This is a genomic window from Streptomyces sp. NPDC002935 (assembly GCF_040611295.1).
In the GTDB taxonomy this organism is placed as follows: domain Bacteria; phylum Actinomycetota; class Actinomycetes; order Streptomycetales; family Streptomycetaceae; genus Streptomyces.
Genome location: NZ_JBEXNW010000004.1, coordinates 372,808 through 393,759 on the forward strand (window position 1 = coordinate 372,808; position 20,952 = coordinate 393,759).

18 protein-coding genes are annotated in these 20,952 nt (G+C 68.2%); 6 read left to right on the forward strand and 12 right to left on the reverse strand.

Annotated elements, in window-relative coordinates; genetic code table 11:
• Positions 1-7: 7 nt before the first annotated feature.
• The 12 genes from ABZX90_RS07575 to ABZX90_RS07630 form a co-directional block, all read right to left on the reverse strand.
• Entirely contained in the window at positions 8-1,048 is a 1,041-nt protein-coding gene (locus ABZX90_RS07575; protein ID WP_355202284.1) for a hypothetical protein, read from the reverse strand.
• On the reverse strand, positions 1,036-1,692 hold the full coding sequence (locus ABZX90_RS07580) for a hypothetical protein (RefSeq protein WP_355202287.1): 657 nt from the start codon (positions 1,690-1,692) through the stop codon (positions 1,036-1,038). The genes ABZX90_RS07575 and ABZX90_RS07580 overlap by 13 nt, the downstream gene beginning before the upstream one ends.
• A 242-nt stretch (positions 1,693-1,934) precedes the next feature.
• Positions 1,935-2,624, reverse strand: coding sequence for a hypothetical protein (locus ABZX90_RS07585; protein WP_355202290.1), 690 nt, complete (start codon positions 2,622-2,624; stop codon positions 1,935-1,937).
• 20 nt (positions 2,625-2,644) lie between these two features.
• Complete coding sequence (locus tag ABZX90_RS07590) at positions 2,645-3,334, reverse strand: hypothetical protein (protein ID WP_355202293.1); 690 nt, start codon at positions 3,332-3,334, stop codon at positions 2,645-2,647.
• A 24-nt stretch (positions 3,335-3,358) separates the two neighbouring features.
• Positions 3,359-4,699: a hypothetical protein gene (locus ABZX90_RS07595; RefSeq protein ID WP_355202296.1), complete on the reverse strand. Its 1,341-nt coding sequence runs from the start codon at positions 4,697-4,699 to the stop codon at positions 3,359-3,361.
• On the reverse strand, positions 4,696-5,037 hold the full coding sequence (locus ABZX90_RS07600; RefSeq protein WP_355202299.1) for a hypothetical protein: 342 nt from the start codon (positions 5,035-5,037) through the stop codon (positions 4,696-4,698). The genes ABZX90_RS07595 and ABZX90_RS07600 overlap by 4 nt, the downstream gene beginning before the upstream one ends.
• 43 nt (positions 5,038-5,080) lie before the next feature.
• Entirely contained in the window at positions 5,081-6,127 is a 1,047-nt protein-coding gene (locus ABZX90_RS07605) for a hypothetical protein (protein WP_355202302.1), read from the reverse strand.
• On the reverse strand, positions 6,115-6,771 hold the full coding sequence (locus ABZX90_RS07610; RefSeq protein WP_355202305.1) for a hypothetical protein: 657 nt from the start codon (positions 6,769-6,771) through the stop codon (positions 6,115-6,117). The genes ABZX90_RS07605 and ABZX90_RS07610 overlap by 13 nt, the downstream gene beginning before the upstream one ends.
• 288 nt (positions 6,772-7,059) lie before the next feature.
• Entirely contained in the window at positions 7,060-8,289 is a 1,230-nt protein-coding gene (locus tag ABZX90_RS07615; protein ID WP_355202373.1) for an acyltransferase, read from the reverse strand.
• A 125-nt stretch (positions 8,290-8,414) separates the two neighbouring features.
• Entirely contained in the window at positions 8,415-10,544 is a 2,130-nt protein-coding gene (locus tag ABZX90_RS07620; protein ID WP_355202376.1) for a glycosyltransferase, read from the reverse strand.
• 101 nt (positions 10,545-10,645) lie between these two features.
• Positions 10,646-11,659, reverse strand: a complete 1,014-nt coding sequence (locus tag ABZX90_RS07625) for a hypothetical protein (RefSeq protein ID WP_355202308.1) — start codon at positions 11,657-11,659, stop codon at positions 10,646-10,648.
• A gap of 406 nt (positions 11,660-12,065) precedes the next feature.
• Positions 12,066-13,058, reverse strand: a complete 993-nt coding sequence (locus ABZX90_RS07630) for a LysR family transcriptional regulator (protein ID WP_351130862.1) — start codon at positions 13,056-13,058, stop codon at positions 12,066-12,068.
• A gap of 83 nt (positions 13,059-13,141) precedes the next feature.
• Here ABZX90_RS07630 and ABZX90_RS07635 point away from each other — a divergent pair, with 83 nt between their 5' ends.
• From ABZX90_RS07635 to ABZX90_RS07660, 6 genes are all read left to right on the forward strand, one after another.
• Entirely contained in the window at positions 13,142-14,395 is a 1,254-nt protein-coding gene (locus tag ABZX90_RS07635; RefSeq protein ID WP_355202312.1) for an MFS transporter, read from the forward strand.
• A 189-nt stretch (positions 14,396-14,584) separates the two neighbouring features.
• On the forward strand, positions 14,585-15,880 hold the full coding sequence (locus ABZX90_RS07640) for an extracellular solute-binding protein (protein WP_355202315.1): 1,296 nt from the start codon (positions 14,585-14,587) through the stop codon (positions 15,878-15,880).
• Positions 15,877-16,845: a sugar ABC transporter permease gene (locus tag ABZX90_RS07645; RefSeq protein WP_355202318.1), complete on the forward strand. Its 969-nt coding sequence runs from the start codon at positions 15,877-15,879 to the stop codon at positions 16,843-16,845. Before ABZX90_RS07640 ends, ABZX90_RS07645 begins: the two co-directional genes overlap by 4 nt.
• Positions 16,842-17,663, forward strand: coding sequence for a carbohydrate ABC transporter permease (locus ABZX90_RS07650; protein ID WP_351130855.1), 822 nt, complete (start codon positions 16,842-16,844; stop codon positions 17,661-17,663). The genes ABZX90_RS07645 and ABZX90_RS07650 overlap by 4 nt, the downstream gene beginning before the upstream one ends.
• 12 nt (positions 17,664-17,675) lie before the next feature.
• Positions 17,676-19,931: an alpha-xylosidase gene (gene yicI, locus ABZX90_RS07655; protein ID WP_355202321.1), complete on the forward strand. Its 2,256-nt coding sequence runs from the start codon at positions 17,676-17,678 to the stop codon at positions 19,929-19,931.
• Positions 19,931-20,944 carry a LacI family DNA-binding transcriptional regulator gene (locus tag ABZX90_RS07660; RefSeq protein WP_355202324.1) on the forward strand — a complete coding sequence of 338 codons (1,014 nt, stop codon included), beginning with the start codon at positions 19,931-19,933 and terminating at the stop codon, positions 20,942-20,944. The genes yicI and ABZX90_RS07660 overlap by 1 nt, the downstream gene beginning before the upstream one ends.
• The last annotated feature ends 8 nt before the right edge of the window (positions 20,945-20,952 follow it).

A 20,952-nucleotide genomic window follows, 5' to 3' on the forward strand; every position in this document is an offset into this window, starting at 1 on the left:
CTGTCTCTCAGCGGTTGATGGATTGGATTTCTTGCACGATGACGTCCTGCTCGGCTCCGAAGGTGCCGTCCGGCAGCCCTCGCTCGTCAGGGACGCCGGTGCCCGTCCAGTGGATCTTCCAGGTGATGGTCGCCCTCAGCTTGTACGAGCCATCACCCGAAGAGCGGAGGTACTTCACCCCGCAGGGCGGAGTCTCCTTGGCCTTGCCCTTCGCGTACGCCTCACCGATGCGATCGCCCGCTATCTCGCAGACCCCCGACGCGGGATACGTCGTGGCATCGCCGGTTCCCGGCTCGATCTTCAACGACAGCGGCTCCGCCGTCGTCGTCGCGGTCACGCCCAGCAGCGGCACCGACGCCGTCACCGACACCGGCTTGAACTTCGCCGTGTCCAGCCACGCCCACGTCGGCAGATTCACCTTCGTCGTACCCGCCGGAGCCAAGTCCACCTTCGTCGACGGCACACGTATCTCCGCATACGCCAACTGCGCCAACATCTCCGGAGTTATCGCCTCCGGAACATCCGCCGGCGGAGCATCACCCTTGTCCACCCAGAAGATCGCCTTGTTGCACTTCAGCGCACCCGGGTCGCCCTCACGACCCTCGGTGACATACGAGTCCCACCAATAGCCCTTACCGGCCTTGGCCTTGTTGAAGTCCTTGTACTCGCCGCCGTTGACGTACTTGTTGCGCTGCGACAAGTCCCACTCAGATCCCGTCGACTCGGCATTCCAGATCGGCTCCAAATACTTCTGCAACTGATCCGGCGTGTACTTCGGAGCGTAGTAACAGGCAGGCGGAGTCCACGTACCCGACGCAGACGTCACCGGACCCGCAGACCCACCCGACCCGTTCTTCGAACGATCGAACACGACAACACCCGCCGTCGCGGAGACCTTCTGGTCCTCCTGGCCACCATGTACCTGCGTCTCGGAACCCGTGCCCTTACCACCCGGGACAAAGTCCGCCCAAGCAACTGGCCCACTTCCGAGCACCAGAACGCCCGCGAGCAGAGTGACGCGAACGGTGTTCCTCGCTACGGCTGGCACTGAGCCGCCCCCCTTGTGGAGATGATCTGCGATGTCTGCCAGACACCTTCAGAGCTCTTGTCCAAGCGCGTGTTGTAGAAGACATAGCTGTTCTTGGTGACCGGCGTTTTGTTGATCTTGCCGGTCTTCTTGTCCTTGCTGTACCCCTTGCCCTCGTCCGCGCAGAACGTCAGTGAAGCTGACGCCTTGCCCTTGAGGGTCACCGTGCGGTCGTAGTACCGCGCCTCACCGGTGAGGGTGGCACCCGCATCCTTGAACTGTTGGACCCACGTCAGGGCAGCTTCGAGGGCTTTGCCGGTGTTGTAGTACCCGAGCGCCTCACCCTTGAGATCCGTCCCGGTGATCGCCGCGTCGACGGCTCGCATGCGCTCCGCGTTGTCAGCGAGAACGGCGTCCTTGATGGAGTCGCCGGTCTTCGAACCTTCGAAGGTCAGCGTCAGATCCGACGGCAGCTCGATCTTCGGTCGCCCCGCGGATTCCGTCGCGCTCGCGCTAGGCGAAGCCGACGTCTCTCCCCCGGTGTCCGCGCCGGCGATCTTGTCGTTGCCCTTCGGCTCGTCGTCACCGCCGCCGCACGCGGTCAAAAGCAGCGCGGCTGTCGCTCCGACGACGGCTGTGGCAAGCAGGCGGGGACGGCGGTTCACGGCAGACTCCAGTGCGGCGTGGGGTGCGGAAGGGCAACAACACGCTATCGGGGGCCCATGCGACGACACCAGAGCGAATGACGCCAAGCGAGGAACAGGAGTTGGACAAAGAGGCCCATAGGCTGGCCAACTGGCTGTCCAGAACCCTCGATCGAGTGATATTTGACGCCGAGACCGATCACAGAGTTGGCGGCCGCAAAGCCCTCAGTCCGCAGGGCCTGTCGTCCTGGTGGGGTCCGCCATCACGGCGTCGTGGCGGCCGGGGCCAGTGGATTCTCGAAAGTGGCGAGGCCAACGATGTGGCGGAGGATCGCGCGGTACTGCTCCCGGTGTCCGACAGCCGTCGTGCTCAACGTGAACACAGCGAGTCGCTTGCAGTCCGGGTGCGGCAGGTGGGCGTGGAACTGGGCCAAGGGCAGTTGAGGGATGCCGCTGTCGGCTCTGGGGGTATGAACGCTTTCGCTGAACGTGACAGGCCCACAGGGCAGTTCGACGTATTTGATGCGTGCCTGCGCGTCGAGGCCGCTCACCGCACGAGCAGCCGTCACAGCTCGCGGCGACACCGCCGTCGCCCGCCAGGAGACGGTGAAGAACGACAACAGCGGCCGGCTCCCGCTGCTTGCGACCCCCTCATCGACGTCGTCCCGGTGCAATCCGATCGAGCAATGCACCGTTCCGGCTTCCCTCAGGGCACCCAACAGGTGCTGCCCCTGTGTGAACTGAGCGATGAACTGCTGTCGGGCCACCCCGTCGGGAGCCGCCTGCAGAAGTGGCGCGAGCGCGGTGCGCAGATTCCCTGCGGCTGAAGAGTCCGGTGAGGGGAGCAACGCCTCTAGAGGCACAGCGGTGAAGCCTGCGGGTTCCGCGAACCAGACATCGGCGTCGGGGTCTTCGGCCGAGTCTGCGATGGTGAAGTGGGGAGCCGTGGTCATCGGATCCTGCCGGGTACGAGTCAGTACGTACGCGGGTGCGGGTGCACCGCGTCGGGAACGTGAGCGCCGGAACGGCGGGCGCGTTCGAGGGCAGCCGGGCTTGCGTTCCAGTCGGTCGGCTCGATGCCCCGCCGGCCCGTGGCCGTGCGCTGATAGAGCAGGTGCAGCCTCTTGGGTGCCTTGCCGTTGCGGCTGGTTGCCGCGATGACGGCGATGAAACGGGGATCACCGGCGAACCAGAGCGGTTCGATCTGCGCCTTCAGTTCCGGTTTCGTGCGAGCGGTGCCGAAGCGTCGCATCCACCAGAAGGTACGCATCCCGGAAAGGAACAGCAGAGGGATCCGTTCCTCCGGCTCCTCCGGATTGGGCAACTCCAGCCACATCTCATCCTCTTGAACCCGGGGGTGCTTGTTCCGGCCCCGGGGAACGCCGGTGAGGAGTTGCCAGGGGTAGTTCCAGAGGACGCGCTGGATCTGGATGGAGGGGCGGATGTAGGCGAGTTGGAGGACGGCTCGGAAAGTTGCATAGCCCAGCAAAGGGACGAAGAGCGGAGTGAATCCCGGAGACAGAAAGACCACCAGAACGCCCAACGAGCCGATCCAAACAGCGATCCAGCCCACCAGGCGGATGATGATCAAAATCATGTGGTGAGTCCAGGCCCTCCTGGTCGGCGGGTGGTCCCAAGCGGTGGGGTAGGCGGTCGGGTTCATTCAGCGGATCTCTCTGTTCGGGGCTCAGAAGACATGGCGGGCGATATCGACGATCCCTCCGACGTCAAGGCCAAGCCTTGCGCCGTCGATACTCGCTACGGAGCCGTCCTTGATCCCATCGTCATCGGTATCTACGGCGGTCATGACCAGGCCGAAGCCTGCGGTGCCCACGCCCACCGAGGCCGACGTGACCTCAACCGCCCTGGTGATGGGCGCTGCTCTGGCGCCCCGGATCGTAAAACCGAGCAGCGCATTGTCCAGGTCCGAAATGGATTTCGCATGCTCAACAGTGCTGCTTCCGAATCGGATGGCTCGTTGACCGAGCGAGACCGCTTCCCCCGCCTCGCCGGTGGCCCGAAGGCCGGCCGCGGCGCCCTTACCCACCGCACCGATGCCAGGAACCATGCCAAGGGCGTCACCCCCGACGGTCACGAGATTGCTCCAGAAGTCAGTATCGAGCTCGCCCTTGGCGAAGCCGTCTCTCAGCGACGCCCACACCGTGGGGTGTTCAGCGATACGAAGGGTCAACGCCGTCGCGCTCAAAGCCGCCGCAGCCAGCAGCAATACGGCAGCCAATGTCCCACCCGACACAACGAACAAGGCAACCAGGCCGATCACGGCACCCACCGTGCTCAAGATGTCCGGCAGATTCTCGGTGAGCCAGTCGAGTGCCGAGTCGAACCAGCCCGGCTCGTGCGGGGCCAGTTTCTTCGTGGCGTCGCGGATCTTGCGTGCTCGACGCTGGGCCTGGTGCTCATGTTCGTCCGCGAGTTCGCGGGCCTTCCCGCGGATCTTCCTCAGGGCGTCCTCGGCGTCGTCCACCGCCGTGTTCGCTTTGGTCAGTGCCTTCTGCGCCTCGTCGTGCCTGGCGCCCTTCTTCTCCAGGTCAGGGCTGCCACCCGCCTGGGTGGCGTGGCCCTTCGCCCGGTCCACGGCTTCCTGCGCGTCCTTCGCATCCGCTTCGAGTCGCTTCGCCCGCCGCTGGAAGTCGTCGAGTTCGCCTTCCCAGCGGTCGAGTTGCCCGGCCGCCTTGCGGATGGAGTTCGCGGCGTTCTTCAGGTTCAGGGGGAGCGGACCGCCGTCCAGCTGCTCGCGAAAGGCGACGGCAGCGTCTCCCTTCCAGTAACTGCCGTCCATGAGCTTGGTGACGAGGTCATGCGTCTCTTCGAGAACCTTCGCGCACCCCATGAGTTTCTTGCGGAGGCCGCTCACGGTCTCCGTACTGCCCGGCACCGGATTGAACCCGAGATGCGGGTAGTCGGGGTTGGGGATGCGCGGGGCCGACTTGAGGCCCTGCGGCTTCGCGCGGTCGGCACGGGACCGCGGATCGAGCGCCGCTCCTGTGTCCCCGGGCGGGTACGTCACCTCGTACCGCCGCCCCTGCCGCTGCCGGCGCTGGCGCCGGCGCCGGCGCCAGCCTTCATCAGGGCTTGTTCCAGGGCCTTGTCCACCTCGCGGTAGCTGTCCCTGCTCTTCCCGATGATCTTGGCCAGGTCCTCGGTCTGCTCACCGATCTGGTCGGCGCCGTACTTCCAGTTGTCCTGGAAGTCCTCGCAGGCACAGTCGAGATCGTCGGTGCCCAGACCCGTGACCGTGGCGTCCTCCAACGCCTTGCGCAGGCCCTTCAACGAGTCGGTCGACGTCCTGAGCATCTTCATGAAGTGCGACAGCTCATCGCCGTCGACGGCCAACCGCTCCGCCACGCCCTCTGCCTCTTCCGGATCTCGGTGAGTCCGGAAGCCGGACTCAGCGGTTGACGGACTGGATTTCTTGCACGATGACGTCCTGCTCGGCTCCGAAGGTGCCGTCCGGCAGCCCTCGCTCGTCAGGGACGCCGGTGCCCGTCCAGTGGATCTTCCAGGTGATGGTCGCCCTCAGCTTGTACGAACCATCACCCGAAGAACGGAGGTACTTCACCCCGCAGGGCGGAGTCTCCTTGGCCCTGCCCTTCGCGTACGCCTCACCGATGCGATCGCCCGCTATCTCGCAGACCCCCGACGCGGGATACGTCGTGGCATCGCCGGTTCCCGGCTCGATCTCCAACGACAGCGGCTCCGCCGTCGTCGTCGCGGTCACGCCCAGCAGCGGCACCGACGCCGTCACCGACACCGGCTTGAACTTCGCCGTGTCCAGCCACGCCCACGTCGGCAGATTCACCTTCGTCGTACCCGCCGGAGCCAAGTCCACCTTCGTCGACGGCACACGTATCTCCGCATACGCCAACTGCGCCAACATCTCCGGAGTTATCGCCTCCGGAACATCCGCCGGCGGAGCATCACCCTTGTCCACCCAGAAGATGTCTTCCGTACAGTCACCGGCTGCCGGATCGCCCTCGCGGCCTTCAGCGACGTACGAGTCCCACCAATAGCCCTTGCCGGCCTTGTCCTTGTTGAAGTCCTTGTACGGCTTCCCGTTCACGTACTTGTCACGCTGCGCCGCGTCCCACTCATACCCCGTCGAGTCGACCCCCCAAATCGACTCCTTGTACTTCTCCAGCCCGGCCGGGGTGTACTTCGGGGCGTAGTAGCAGGCAGGCGGGGTCCATGTACCTGATGATGAGGTCACCGGGCCGGCAGACTCACCCGACCCGTTCTTCGAACGGTCGAAGACCACAGCACCGGCAGTGGCGGACAACGTGCCGTCGTCCGTGGCATTTCCGTGCGGCGTGGGTGTGGTGTTCTCGTTGCCTTCGTCGCCACGGCCACCCGCATAGGCGACTTGGGGACCAAGCGCCAAAAGGCAGAGGAGCGCGGTAAAGGTCACTGAACCTGATGAACGCTTCACGGCTGGCACTGGTCAGCCCCTCGCTTCGAGATGACGTTGGTGGTCTGCCACACGCCGTCCGCATTCTTGACAAGCTTGGTGTTGTACAGCACGTAGCTGTCCGCTGAGGTCGGCGTCTTCTCGGGCTTGTTCGTCTTCCGGTTCTTCAGGAAGGACTTGCTTTCGTCCGAGCAATAGACGGCAGCCGCACTGCCATCGGGACGAAAAGTGACCTGGCGGTCGAAGTAGCGCGTGGTCCCCGTCCATGAACGATCGTCATCCAAGTAGCCCTTGACGAACACCCTTGCGCTGTCCAATGCGCCTTCTGCGCTGTAGAAGCCCAAGGCCTGGGTGTTCACGCTTCCCTGGAAGATCGCGTCATCAATGGAGTTGATGCGCTGGGCACTGTCCGCGAGTACCGCGTCCTTCTTGGCGTCTCCGGTCTTCTGGCCCTCGAACACGTTCCGCGCATCGGAGGGGAACTTGATCGCGGGGCGGCCCCCGGAGGTTGTCGCGCTCGCACCAGGCGAAGCCGACGTCTCTCCCCCGGTGTCCGCGCCGGCGATCTTGTCGTTGCCCTTCGGCTCGTCGTCACCGCCGCCGCACGCGGTCAAAAGCAGCGCGGCTGTCGCTCCGACGACGGCTGTGGCAAGCAGGCGGGGACGGCGGTTCACGGCAGACTCCAGTGCGGCGTGGGGTGCGGAAGGGCAACAACACGCTATCGGGGGCCCATGCGACGACACCAGAGCGAATGACGCCAAGCGAGGAACAGGAGTTGGGCAAAGAGGTCTATAACGTGACCAACTGGCTGTCCAGAACCCTCGATTGAGTGATATTGCGAGGTGGGACCGGTAACCGAGTTGGCCACCGCAAAGCCTCTACGGTGGTCAAGACGGTGGCTGTGCGCCCCCGGTTCCCGCCCCTGCCTCCATCCCTGTCCCACCCCCGGCAAAGCCGGTGGCTCAGCCCCGTGCCCGACGCCCCCGCGTCGAGCGGCCGGTGGAGCCGGTGGACTTTCGCTTCTGGGCGCCGTTCGGCCAGAGGCGTGGGCTTCGTTTGGCCGCGATGTCCTCGATCCAGCCGAAGGCCAGGATGGTCAGGCCGATCAACGGCCACACCAGGACGAACATCCAGAGCATGTACGTCGTGTCGAGGGCCGCCACCGCGCGGTCGTCCTGCATGAAGGGGAGGTTGTACAACTGGTCGAGGATCGGGACCGTGGCCATGATGAGCATGTTGTGCCACAGGTAGATCGTGACCGCGCGGTTGTTGGACAGCGTCACCAGCTTGTCCCACTTGGCGAGGCGGCCCGGCAGTGCCTGCCACGACGGGCTGTACTGCAGCAGGATCACCACGAACCCGAAGGACCACATCGCGTCGGCCAGCGGGATGTCGTTCAAGTCCCAGCCGTCGGGGCCCAGATGACCCGAGGCCCACCACAGGGCGAAGGCCATCATGAGGGTCGAGCACGAGATCGCGATGTAGCGCGGGATCTTCGCCAGCATGCCCTCGTGGTGGGCGAAGCCCAGGACCCAGCAGCCGCCGAAGACGGCGAAGTCGGTGATGGCGTTGCCCAGTTCGCCGGGGATGGTGACGATCCCGGTGCCGACCACGGCTGTCAGGGCGAGGGGCGCCAGCAGGGTCGCCCACGGAACGCGGCGGAACGCCCACAGCAGGAGCGGGGACGCGACCACGAACCACAGGTACGCGCGCAGGTACCAGAGCACGCCCGCGCTCTGGACCGCCCAGGTGTCCTCCAGCAGGCCCGACTTGGAGCCGATCTTCCAGGGGAACGGAGGGGCGCCGACCGGGACGATGTAGTTGAGCAGGTCGACCACGCCCCAGGTGCCGCCGTGGTCGGGGTCGTGCAACGGGTTCCAGCCGCCCGCGAACATCATGGCCAGCGCCACCGCGCTGAAGGCCCAGAGCGGGGGCAGCAGACGTCTCACGCGTCCCCTGATCACGCCCCACGGCGGACGGCTCAGCGAGCGGGCCATCAGCGAGCCCGCCAGCGCGAACATCACGCCCATGGAGGGGAAGAGGACCGTCAGCCACGCCCAGCCGAACAGGTGGTACACGACCACGCGGACCAGGGCTATGGAACGGAGCAGGTCGAGGTAGCGGTCACGGCCGGGGCGGCGCGGAGCCGGCTTCTGCTCCGGCTCCGGACCCGGTCCCGACTCCGGCTGCATCCCCGGCGACGATTCCGGTTGCGAGGGCAGCCACGATTCCGACGATGCGCCCGGATACGGATGCGGGACCGCCGCCCTCGGGGTGCCCAGCGGCGGAGTCGCCCCCACCGGGTACTCGTGCGTGGTCATCCGACCGGCCTCCGTTCGTTCCCGCTGTGCGACGCCCGCGGCTGCGGGACCGATCCCGGCGCTCCCACCACGCCCGTGCGGCGCAGCTTCTGCCAGCGCAGCCGGCCGCCGGTGAGGGCGGTGATCCAGGACTGGAGCAGGACGACGTACATCAACTGCCGGTACAGGATCTGCTGGAGGGGGAGGGAGATCAGATGGGTCATGCGCTCTTTGTCCAGGCGGAACGCGTACGCCGCGCACACCGCCTGGACGGCGAGGACGCCGAGCCAGGCGATGATCGTCTTCTCGGTCGGGCCGAAGACGACGCCGTACAGGAGGAAGACGTCGATCAGGGGCGCGAGCAGCGGGGCCAGGACCATGAAGAGGGAGACCAGAGGGAGGCCGACCCGGCCGAAGCGGCCCGACGGGCCTCGCTCGACCAGCGCCCGGCGGTGCTTCCAGATCGCCTGCATGGTGCCGTACGACCAGCGGTAGCGCTGGGACCAGAGCTGCTGGACGGACTCCGGGGCCTCTGTCCAGGCCCGTGCCTTCTCCGCGTAGACGACGCGCCAGCCGTCCCGGTGGAGGGCCATCGTGATGTCGGTGTCCTCGGCGAGCGTGTCGTCGCTCATGCCACCGACGCGCTCCAGGGCGGAGCGGCGGAAGGCTCCCACCGCGCCCGGGATCGTCGGCATGCAGCGCAGGATGTCGTACATACGACGGTCCAGGTTGAAGCCCATCACGTACTCGATGTGCTGCCAGGCGCCGATGAGGGAGTCGCGGTTGCCGACCTTGGCGTTGCCCGCGACCGCCCCGACCTGCGGGTCGGCGAAGGGCTGAATGAGTTCGCGGACGGTCGCGGGTTCGAAGACGGTGTCGCCGTCCATCATCACGATGATGTCGTGGCCGGCGTTCGCCAGACCCCGGTTGAGGGCCGCGGGCTTGCCGGCGTTGAGCTGGCGCACGACGCGTACGTTCGGCAGGCGCAGGTCCTCGACGATGCGGGCGGTGCCGTCGCTCGATCCGTCGTCGATGACGATGATCTCGATGGGGTGTTCGCTCGCCATGAGGGAGTGCACCGTGTTCTCGATGCATTTGGCCTCGTTGTACGCCGGGACCAGCACCGACACCTTTTCGGTGATCGGTGTCGGGCCCCAGCGGAAACCCTTGCGGCGAACCCGGCGGGCGTGTGCGGCGGAGAGCAGGAGCATCAGGCCGAAGCGGGTGAAGACCAGCACGCCGATGATCGCGATGCCGACGACCAGGACGTCGGTGATCTTCTCCGAGGCCTGGACCAGGAAGATCCAGGCCTTGCCCTTCCACAGGTCGAGGCCCGTCACCGGGGTGTGCGCGCTCGGAGCGTTGAGCGCCTCGGTGAGGTTCTTGAAGTCGTAGCCCTGCTGCTGGAGTTCGGGCACGAACCTGTCCAGCGCCTGCACGGTCTGGTGGCGGTCGCCGCCGGAGTCGTGCATCAGGACGATGGCGCCCTTGCCGCCCTTGGGCGTGGCATTGCGGATGATCTCGTCGACGCCCGGCTTCTGCCAGTCCTCACTGTCGGTGTTGTTGACGACGGTGATGTAGCCGCGGGTGCCGATGTACTGGGTCACCGGCCAGGACTTGTCGTCCATGGCGTCGGCGAAGGAGGAGTACGGGGGGCGGAAGAGGGACGTACGGATGCCCGCCGCGCCCTCCAGAGCCAGCTGGTTCTGCGACAGCTCCCAGTCGATGCGCTTCTTGGACTGGTACGACAGGTCGGGGTGGTTGAAGGTGTGCAGGCCGACCTCGTGGCCCTCGTTCACCATGCGCTGGACGAGCTCCGGGTAGCGCGAGGCCATGGTGCCGGTGACGAAGAAGACCGCGTGGGCGTGGTGCGCCTTGAGGACGTCCAGCACCTTGGGGGTCCAGGTGGGGTCCGGGCCGTCGTCGAAGGTGAGGACGAGACGGTGGTCCGGGACGCTCAGGCTGGTCGTGCGGCCGCTGCGGGTGTCGATGACCGGGCCGCCGTCGAGGATCTTCTCCGGCACCTTGTCGGTGGCCGCCTCGGGCTGGATGCGGTGGTCGGCGAGGATCTCGCTGTGCACATAGCCGCGCAGCATGAGCATCGCCATCAGCGCGACCAGGATGAGCGTGGGCAGCAGGAAGCGCATGGGCAGGCGTCGGCGCCGGGCGTTGCCGTCCTGCTTCGGGGTGGTACCGGTGCCATGGCCCGGCGCGCTGGACGCAGGACCGTGACGTCTGGAGCGGGACATCAGAGGAGGATCTCCGGGGACGAGAGGGAGTACGGGGAGCTGGGGACGCTCGACTGCGCGGACTCCACACGGATCTGCACGACGGGTGCCACGACGGAGAAGGCCACTGCCTCGGTGCCTGTCCCCGCTCCGGCGGAGCCGCCCGTGCCCGCGGTCTCCGTGGGATCGGGCGTGGTGCCGGGGGTGGTCGAGGGGCTGGAGTCGGTGGGCGGGTTGACCACCGGGAGGGACGGGTTGGGGTCCGGGTCCGGGTCCTTGGTGGTGACGCCGGGCTTCGGCTTCTTCGTCGCCGACGCACTGGGCTCGGGGTCGCTGGAGGCACCGGGGGCGGTGGCCTTGCCCGAGGTCCCGGGTGTGGGCGTCGACCCCGGCGAGGGCGTCGTACCGTCACTGGCCGTCGCCGCGGCGCCGGGCGCGGTGGCGTCGCCGGTGCCGGACGGGTTCACCGACTGCGAGGGCAGCGGCGAGGTGTCGACCTGGCCGGCGGGCTGGTCGTCCTGGCCCGGTACCGGGAGCCAGGGCGCGTTCGAGTTGCCCGACAGGAGCGTGGCGACGATGACGACGGCGTAGACCGCGCAGGCCACGGCGACGAGCATGCCGAGCCGGCGGAAGCGGCGGCTGCGGCGGCCGGACTCGTCGACGAAGACGGGGCCGTCCGAGGCCTCCTGGGTCGCCGGGGCGCCCTGGGCCTGCTGGACCAGCCAGTCCTCCAGTTGGCGGCCCGCGCCGTCGAGCTGCACCGTGACCTCGTGCGGGTCATGGGTGTGCGCCGGGTCGTCGGGGTTCTCCCAGGAAGAGTGCAGAGAACGCTCGTGGTCGGGCGTGGGTCCGGAGAGCAGCTCGGTCTCGGGGTCGTCGCTGAAGAACGGGCGCGCCTTCGACGTCCGGGCGAGGGACGGCTCGTCGTACGGCGGGCGGTCGGCGGTGAACCATGCCCCGGGCGCGAGGCCGGACGGCGATCCCGCCGCGGACGCACGGCCGGAGAACGCCTCGGTCTCCGCTGCGCGACCCACGAGCAGCTCGGTCTCCGGCTCAGGGGTTCGCTCGGAACGTCCGCCGACTGCACGCTCGGCGCGTTCCCCACGGTCAGGACTGATGCCAACTCCCATATTCGGCCACGAAGCCGTTCTGCCGCCGGCCTTCGGCCAGGCGATCGACTCCTTGGCTTCCAGCCCAGGTGACGGATCGACTCGCCCGTCCCCCTGATCGACATCTCGTCGAGCCGGTTGGGCTTCTTTCCGCCAGTTTTCAACGCGCACGTGCATCCCCCCACGGGACAGTTCACGGGTGCGCGACGACTCCGGGCAAATACTCACTATGTCGTCCGGGTCGGGCCCCCACCCGACCCGAGCGCCCCCAATATCACACTGCGCCCGGACAGAGAATGTAGCGCATGGGTGGGACTCGTGTGGTTACGTCTCATGTACGGCTCATGAAAATGCGCGCATCAGTGGCTGGAACCCACCCTTCCTGGGTACTCAGGAGCCACTCTTCTTCGCTCGCGAGTTCGACGGCAGCTCGTTTGAGCGCATCGATTCCCGGATGGACAAGCCCCTTGCGCCACACCAGTGACACTGGTGACAGGGGAACAGGGTCGACGAGGGGTCTCAGCACCGTCCCGGGCATGGCCGGAAACTCCACCACGGCAAGGACCGGATTCCGCCTCTTCGCCATGATCCGCTGGAATTCGTCCGCTCCGACAGCCACCGGCGCGGGTGATGCGAGCGCGATCCCGCGTCCCTCGAAAAGGTGATGTGCGAGGTCGGTCCACTCCAGTGTCCGGGGGTTTCCCGCCCCCGCGTACACGGTCTCGCCCGCGAGCGCGGCCAGCGGCACCGCGTCCAGCGCGGCGAGGGGATGGTCCTCGGGCAGGACGACAGCCATCGGCTCGTAGCGCACGATCCGCTGCTCCAGCCGGGCCCGCACGGCCGGGTCGAGTCCCGCGAACCGGCCGAACGACGCGTCCAGACGGCCGGCGAGGAGCTCCGCGGCCGCGCCGGTGAGCCCGCTTTCGTACCGGGCCATGAGTTCGCTGCCGGGGGCGAGTTCGCGTGCCCGGTCGAGGATGCGGCTGGAGACCAGACCGGGGGAATTGACGTCGACGAGCAGCGGCCTCTCCTCGCCGCCGCGCCGCACGAAGGCGTCCAGCAGCGCGTCGTGCGCCTCCAGTACGCGGCGCGCGTACGGCAGCAGCCGCTCGGCGTCCACCGTCGGGGTCACCTGCCGGGTCGTCCGCACGAACAGTTCCACCCCGAGCTCCCGCTCCAGCCGGCGGATGTCGCGGCTGAGGGACTGCTGGGCGACATACATCCGGGCAGCGGCGCGGGTGAAGTGCAGCTCTTCGGCGACGGCGAGGAACGCGCGCAGGAGACGGGGGTCCAGATGGCCGGGGAGGGGGTGTTGACCAGGCATCACGCGAACCTACAACCCAGGTGCGTCAATCGCGACGGAGTAAGTGTTGGACCGCTCGCACGGTGCCGGGCCACGGTTCACCCATGTCGCCGCTCTCCCCGTACCGCCGCCTCTTCGCGCTTCCCGGCACCCGCGCCTTCACCCTCGGCAACCTTGTCGCGCGGCTGCCCATGGGCATGTTCAGCGTGAGCGCGGTGATCATGATCGCGAGCTCGCGGGGCTCGTACGCGCTCGCCGGTGCCGTCACGGCGACGGGGCTCGCGGCGACGGCCGTGGTCGCTCCCGGGACCGCGCGTCTCGTCGACCGGCACGGGCAGGCCCGGGTGGCCGTGCCCGCCACGGCCTTCGCGCTGCTGGGCGGGATCGGGCTGGTGGCGTGCGTACGTCTCGGCCTGCCCGACTGGACCCTGTTCGCCGCGTACGCCGCCACCGCCACGACCCCCAATACGGGCGGGATGTCCCGGGCCCGCTGGGCCCACCTCCTCCAGGGCGACGCGGCGGCGCTGCACACCGCGAACTCCTTCGAGCAGGCGGCGGACGAGCTGTGCTTCATGCTGGGCCCGGTGCTCGCGGCGCTGCTGTGCGGGGCGTTCTCTCCGGAGGCGGGCATGCTGGTGGGGTCCGCCCTGCTGATGACGGGCGTCCTGCTCTTCACCGCGCAGCGTTCGACGGAGCCGCCGCCCCAGCCGCGTACGACGTCCGCGTCGCCCGTGCTCGCGCCCGGAATGCCCCCGCTGCTCCTCTCCTTCCTCGCCACCGGCGCCGTCTTCGGCGCGATGGAGGTGGTGACGATCGCGTTCGCGGACCAGCAGGGACACAGGTCGGCCGCGGGCGCGGTTCTCGCCCTCCAGGCGGCGGGGTCGTGCGGGGCGGGTCTGCTCTACGGAGCCGTCGCGGGGAGCGCCTCCTCCTCCGGCTCCTCGCTTCCCGTGCGGCGGTATGCGCTGTGTGTCGGGGTGATGGCGGTCCTGCTGACGCTGCCTCTGCTCGCCGTCCGGCTCACCGGCTCGCTCGCGGTTCTCGCGGGGGCGCTGCTCGTGGCGGGTATGGCGACCGCCCCGACCATGGTCACCGGGATGACGCTGGTCCAGCGGCGCACGCCCGAGGGCCGGCTGAACGAGGGGATGACCCTCGCGGTGACCGGGCTGCTGGGCGGGATAGCCGGGGGCTCGGCGGCCGGCGGGTGGATGGTGGAGCACGTCTCACCGGCCGCGGGGTACACGGTGCCGGTCGCGGCGGCGGCGGTCGCGTTCGTCGTCGCGGCGCTGGGCGCGAGGACGGGTGCGGTGCGGCGTCAGGAACACCGCCTTGAGATCCACCCGGCGCACACCCCGTAGCCCGCAGGGACGGACACCCCGCCGTCCGGCCCGTCGAACCCCTGCCCCAATTCCGGCGCACCCCATTGACGCACCCACAGCCCCCACATACCTTCCCCCGTCGAAGCGCTTCGACGTCGCGCATCGAAACGATTCGACGAACGCTGCGTGACGGTCCCGATACCCATCCAACTCCTCTGGAGGCAGTGGATGTTGACGACACGAAGGCGTGTGGCGGCGGCAGTGGCGGTGGCCTTGACGGGTGCCCTGCTGGTGACGTCCTGCGGCGGCTCGGACAGTGGCTCCTCGGACGGCAGGACACTGAAGCTGTGGCACTACGAAGGGCCGGACAGTGCGATGGGGGTGGCCTGGAAGGAGGCCATCAAGGAATTCGAAGCGCAACACCCGGGCGTGAAGGTGAAGTTCGAGGAGAAGGGCTTCGAGCAGATCCAGAAGACGGCGCCCATGGTCCTCAACTCGAACGACGCCCCCGACCTCATGGAGTACAACAAGGGCAACGCGACCGCCGGACTCCTGTCCAAGCAGGGGCTCCTCACCGATCTCACCGCCCAGGTGAGAGAGCGCGGCTGGGACAAGAAGATCAGCGGCGGAGTGCGGACCATCAGCCAGTACGACACCAACGGGGTCATGGGCTCCGGCAAGTGGTACGGGGTGCCGGACTACGCCGAGTACACGATGGTCTTCTACAACAAGGACCTCTTCAAGAAGTACGGCATCGCCGAGCCCACGACATCGGCCGAACTCACGTCCGCGATGGACACGTTCGCCGCGAAGGGCATCACCCCGCTCGCCAACGCGGGCGCCGAGTACATGGCCCAGCAGTACCTCTACCAGCTCGCCCTGTCCAAGGCCGACCGGTCCTGGGTCGACAGCTTCGAGCTCTACGAGGGCAGGACCGACTTCCACGACGCGGCCTGGACGTACGCCGCGACCACGTTCGCCGACTGGGTGAAGAAGGGCTACATCGGCAAGAAGTCCAGCGGGCTCAAGGCCGAGGACGCGGGCGTCTCCTTCATCCAGGGCAAGAGCCCGATCCTGTTCTCCGGCAGCTGGTGGTACGGCCGCTTCAAGACGGAGAACACATTCGACTGGGGCACCTTCCTGTGGCCCGAGAGCAATCTGACCCTCGGCTCCGGCGGCAACCTCTGGGTCGTCCCCAAGGGCGCGAAGAACAAGGACCTCGCCTACGACTTCATCGACATCACCCTGTCGAAGAAGATCCAGAACCTGCTGGGCAACCAGGGCGGCGTCCCGGTGGCCGCCGACCCCGCGGCCATCACGGACCCCCAGGCCAAGACGCTGATCGCGAACTTCAACACGCTCTCCGGGAAGGACGGTCTGGCCTTCTACCCCGACTGGCCCGTCGCCGGCTTCTACGACGTCCTCGTCTCGGAGACCCAGAAGCTGATCACCGGGAGCGAGTCCCCGGACGCCTACCTGTCCGCGTTGCAGAAGGCGTACGACAAGGGCGTACCGAAGACATGACGGTCACCGTCGAGCGGGGCGGCCGGGTCGTCCGCGGGCACCACAGCCCCACGACCCGCCCGCGCCGTCCCCGCACCTCCTACGCCCTCTTCCTGCTCCCCGGGTTCGTCGCGTTCCTCGTGGTCGTCGTCGCCCCCTTCCTGATGAACACCGGTGTGAGCTTCACCGACTGGCAGGGGGTCGGCAGTCCCCACTGGTCGGGTCTGGCCAACTACCGCGACCTGATGGACGATTCCGAGTTCTGGGCGTCCTTCCGGCACAGCCTGTTCATGGTCCTCGCGATGGCCCTCGTACCGACCGCCCTCGGACTCGTCCTCGCCGCCGCCCTGTTCGACTTCGTCGCCCAGCACTTCGGGACGAGGACGGCGGCCGTGCTGCGCGCCTGCTTCTACCTCCCCCAGGTCCTGCCGATCGCCGTCGCGGGCATCGTGTGGAGCTGGATCCTCGCGCCCGACGACGGATCGCTCAATGAACTGCTCAAGGCCGTCGGCCTCGGTTCCTGGCAGCAGGACTGGCTGGGCGACCCCGACCTCGCGCTGTACAGCGTCATGGGCGTGATGGTGTGGGTGCAGATCGGCTTCCCGCTCGTCGTCTTCATGGCGGGGCTGCAACGCGTGGACCCGCAGCTCCACGAGGCCGCCGAACTGGACGGCGCGGGCTGGTGGCGGCGGTTCTGGCACATCACGCTGCCGCAGATCCGCCCGGAGATCTCCGTCGTCCTCCTGTGGTGCACGATCGCCGCGCTGAAGGTGTTCGGAGCGGTGTACGTCCTGACGAAGGGCGGCCCGGGCGGCGCCACCGACGTGCCGTCGTACTTCTCCTTCACGACCTTCTTCGAGAAGACGCAGGTCGGCTACGGCGCCGCGATCTCCACCGTCCTGACCGTGATCATCCTGGCCCTGGCGCTGATCGGGCTGAGGTTCCAGACGCGCGCCGAGGACGCCGAGGAAGGGATCCGCGTATGACAGCCCTCCGTCGCTACCCGGTTCTCGTGGCCCTCGTCATCGGCGCGCTGTTCATGGTGCTGCCCTTCGCCGTCGTCGCGGTCAACGCGGTCAAGTCGCCCGCCGAGTACTCCGAGCACGGCCCGCTCAGCCTCCCGCACGGCCTCTACCTCGACGGCCTCAAGGACTTCTGGCAGCGCGTCGACTTCGGGCGGAAGCTCCTCAACTCGGTCCTGATCTCCGGCTCGGTGGCGGTCGGGGCCGCCGTCCTGTCCGTGCTCAACGCGTACGCGATCGGCATCGGCCGGATCAGGGGCCGCACCTGGGTGCTCGCCTTCTTCGTCCTCGCCAACACGCTGCCGCAGGAGGCGCTGGTCTACCCGGTCTACTACCTGAGCAAGCAGGCCGGCCTCTACGACACCAGGCTCAGCGTGATCATCGTGTTCACGGTGATCCAGGCGGCCTTCGGCACCTACCTCCTCTCCTCCGTCCTCGGGCGGTTCCCGCGCGAGATCATCGAGGCCGCACGGATCGACGGGGCGAACCAGTGGCAGGTGCTGTGGCGGATCGTCGTCCCGGTCAGCCGCCCCACGATCGGCGTGCTCCTCGTCTTCTTCTTCATCTGGACGTGGAACGAGTTCCTGCTGCCGCTGGTCATGCTGATCTCCAACGACAACCAGACGGTGTCGGTGGCCCTCGGTGTCCTCCAGGGCCAGCGTCTGATGGACGCCACGATGACGAACGCGGCCGCCCTGCTGGGCGTCCTGCCCGCCATCGTCTTCTTCCTGCTCTTCCAGCGGACCCTGACCCGCGGTATCGCCGTCGGCGCAGTCAAGTAGAGGGGGACGACAGTGAAGTTCACGGACGGCTACTGGCTGCTGCGCGAGGGTGTCACCGCGGCCCACCCGGTCGAGGTCCTCGACGTGACCTCGGGCCCCGGCGGCCTGGAGATCCACGCGCCGACCCAGCCCATCCGGCACCGCGGCGACCTGCTGAAGGGACCGGTCGTGACGATCAGCGCCCATGCGCCGATGCCCGACGTCATCGGCGTCACGTTCACCCACTTCCAGGGCGAGGAACCACGGGGGCCCCGGTTCGAGCTGCGCGCAGCCGAGTTCACACCGCTCGCGGAGTACGACGACAGCTTCGCCACCCTCACCTCGGGCGCCCTGTCCGTCCGGGTCTCTCGCACCACCCCCTGGCACGTCGACTTCCTCGCGCACGGCCGCGTCCTCACCAGCAGCGGCCCCAAGGCCATGGGCATCATGCGGGACGCGTCCGGCGCCCACTATCTGCGCGAACAGCTCAACCTCGGTGTCGGCACGCAGGTCTTCGGCCTCGGCGAGCGGTTCGGGCCGCTCGTCAAGAACGGCCAGGTCGTGGACATGTGGAACGCGGACGGCGGAACGGCGACCGAACAGGCCTACAAGAACGTGCCGTTCTATCTGACGGACGCGGGCTACGGCGTCTTCGTCGACCACCCGGGGCGGGTCTCCTTCGAGGTCGGCTCCGAGGCGGTCTCGCGGGTCCAGTTCAGCGCCGAGACCCAGCAGTTGACGTACTACGTCATCCACGGCCCGACCCCGAAGGACATCCTGCGCACGTACACGGCCCTCACCGGGCGTCCGGCCCTGCCGCCCGCGTGGTCCTTCGGCCTGTGGCTGTCGACGTCCTTCACCACCTCCTACGACGAGGACACCGTCACCTCCTTCATCGACGGCATGCGGGAGCGCGAACTCCCGCTGTCCGTCTTCCACTTCGACTGCTTCTGGATGCGCGAGTTCAACTGGTGCGACTTCCGGTGGGATCCGCGGGTGTTCCCCGATCCGGAGGGCATGCTGACGCGGCTGAAGGACAAGGGTCTGCGGATCTGCGTCTGGATCAACCCCTACATCGCACAGCGCTCACCGCTGTTCGCCGAGGGGCGGGCCCTCGGGCATCTGCTCAGGCGGCCCGACGGAAGTGTCTGGCAGTGGGATCTGTGGCAGCCGGGCATGGCGCTGGTCGACTTCACCAGCCCGGACGCCCGGCAGTGGTACGCCTCGAAGCTGGAGGCACTGCTCGAACAGGGCGTCGACTGCTTCAAGACCGACTTCGGCGAGCGGGTCCCGGTGGACGTGGCGTACGCCGACGGCGCCGACCCGGAGCGGATGCACAACTACTACACGTACCTCTACAACCAGACCGTGTTCGATGTGCTCCGCAAACACCGGGGGGAGCACGAGGCCGTCGTCTTCGCCCGCTCGGCGACCACGGGGAGCCAGCAGTTCCCGGTGCACTGGGGCGGCGACTGCGAGGCGACGTACGCGTCGATGGCCGAGTCGCTGCGCGGCGGGCTCAGCCTCGGCATGTCGGGGTTCGGGTTCTGGAGCCACGACATCGGCGGCTTCGAGGGGACACCGAGCCCCGCGCTGTTCAAGCGGTGGATCGCCTTCGGACTGCTGTCCTCGCACAGCCGGCTGCACGGCTCGTCCTCGTACCGGGTGCCCTGGCTGTTCGACGAGGAGGCCGTGGAGGTCCTGCGGCTGTTCACCCGGCTGAAGCTCGGCCTCATGCCGTATCTGTACGAGGCCGCCCGCACCGCCCACGCGGAGGGGGTGCCGATGATGCGGGCGATGGTCCTGGAGTTCCCGGACGATCCGGGGTGCGCGCATCTGGAGCGGCAGTACATGCTCGGTCCGGATCTGCTGGTCGCGCCCGTCTTCAGCGACGACGGGGACGTCTCGTACTACGTGCCCGAGGGCACCTGGACCCCCTACCTCGGCGGGCCCCCGGTGACCGGACCGCGCTGGGTGCGCGAGCGGCACGGCTTCAGAAGCGTGCCGCTGCTCGTGCGGCCGGGCGCGGTGATCCCGGTGGGCGCGGTGGACGACCGCCCCGACTACGACCACGCCGACGGGGTCACCCTGCGCGCGTACGGCCTGGAACGGGGCGCCCGGGTGACGGTGCCGGTCGGCGGGGTGACCTTCATCGTCGTACGCGAGGGGGACACCCTGCGCGCGTCCTGCACCGATCCCTCGGCCCCCTGGGGGCTGGCCGCGGGCGGGCGCGAGGTCCGGGCCCGGGCCGGGACGGGCTTCCTCTCCCTGGAGCTGGAGTCCGAGTGATGGTCAAGATCACCGATGTGGCGCGGCACGCCGGGGTCTCCCCCAGCACCGTCTCCTACGCCCTCAGCGGCAAACGGCCGATCTCCGAGGCGACCCGGCGACGCGTCGAGGAGAGCATCCGCCGGCTGGGCTACCGTCCGCACGCGGGGGCCAGGGCGCTGGCCAGCAGCCGGTCGAACGTCCTCGCGCTGGTCGTCCCGCTGCGGGCGGGCATCCATGTGCCGGTGGTGATGCAGTTCGCGGTGTCGGTGGTGACGGCGGCCCGGCTGCACGACCACGACGTCCTGCTGCTCACCCAGGAGGAGGGCGAGGACGGGCTGCGCCGGGTCGCGGACACCGCGCTGGTGGACGCGCTGATCGTGATGGACGTCCAGCTCCACGATCCCCGGCTGCCGTTGCTGCGCGCACTGGACCGCCCGTCGGTACTGATCGGGTTCCCGGCCGCCGCCGACGGGCTCACCTGCATCGACCTGGACTTCAAGGCGGCCGGTGCGCTGTGCGTGGAGCGGCTCGCGGGACTCGGGCACCGGGTCGTCGCGCTGGTCGGGTCGCCGCCGGAGGTGTATGTGCGCGGCACGGCGTTCGCCCAGCGGGTGGTGCAGGGGTTCACGGCCGCCGCCGACCGGGGCGGCCTCGCCTCCTCCGTCCACCCCTGCGAGGCCTCGCCCGCCGCCGCCCGCCGGATCGCCGAGCGACTTCTGCGCGAACAGCCCGCGTTGACCGGCGTCGTCGTGCACAACGAGCCGGTCCTGGAGCCGCTGATCGACGCCTTCGAGCAGCTCGGCCTGCGGGTTCCGGCCGACCTGTCCGTCACCGCCATCTGCCCGGACGAGCTCGCCGAGAGCCTGCGCGTCCCGGTCACCTCCATCGCCATCCCGTCCGCCGAAGTGGGCTCACGGGCGGTCGAGTTGCTGATGAGCAAGCTGAACGGCACGCCCGCCGCGGAGGCGACCCTGCTCACCCCCCGGATGACCGAGCGCGCCAGCACCGCACCCCGCACGCTGACTTCCTGAGGAGACGC

Bases quoted from the DNA above. Each gene is read 5' to 3' on its own strand.
- ABZX90_RS07615 (WP_355202373.1), bottom strand. From the start codon at position 8,289: ATGCAGCCGGAGTCGGGACCGGGTCCGGAGCCGGAGCAGAAGCCGGCT.
- ABZX90_RS07640 (WP_355202315.1), top strand. From the start codon at position 14,585: ATGTTGACGACACGAAGGCGTGTGGCGGCGGCAGTGGCGGTGGCCTTG.
- ABZX90_RS07630 (WP_351130862.1), bottom strand. From the start codon at position 13,058: ATGCCTGGTCAACACCCCCTCCCCGGCCATCTGGACCCCCGTCTCCTG.
- ABZX90_RS07645 (WP_355202318.1), top strand. From the start codon at position 15,877: ATGACGGTCACCGTCGAGCGGGGCGGCCGGGTCGTCCGCGGGCACCAC.
- ABZX90_RS07650 (WP_351130855.1), top strand. From the start codon at position 16,842: ATGACAGCCCTCCGTCGCTACCCGGTTCTCGTGGCCCTCGTCATCGGC.
- ABZX90_RS07585 (WP_355202290.1), bottom strand. From the start codon at position 2,624: ATGACCACGGCTCCCCACTTCACCATCGCAGACTCGGCCGAAGACCCC.
- ABZX90_RS07635 (WP_355202312.1), top strand. From the start codon at position 13,142: ATGTCGCCGCTCTCCCCGTACCGCCGCCTCTTCGCGCTTCCCGGCACC.
- ABZX90_RS07620 (WP_355202376.1), bottom strand. From the start codon at position 10,544: ATGCGCTTCCTGCTGCCCACGCTCATCCTGGTCGCGCTGATGGCGATG.
- ABZX90_RS07660 (WP_355202324.1), top strand. From the start codon at position 19,931: ATGGTCAAGATCACCGATGTGGCGCGGCACGCCGGGGTCTCCCCCAGC.
- ABZX90_RS07590 (WP_355202293.1), bottom strand. From the start codon at position 3,334: ATGAACCCGACCGCCTACCCCACCGCTTGGGACCACCCGCCGACCAGG.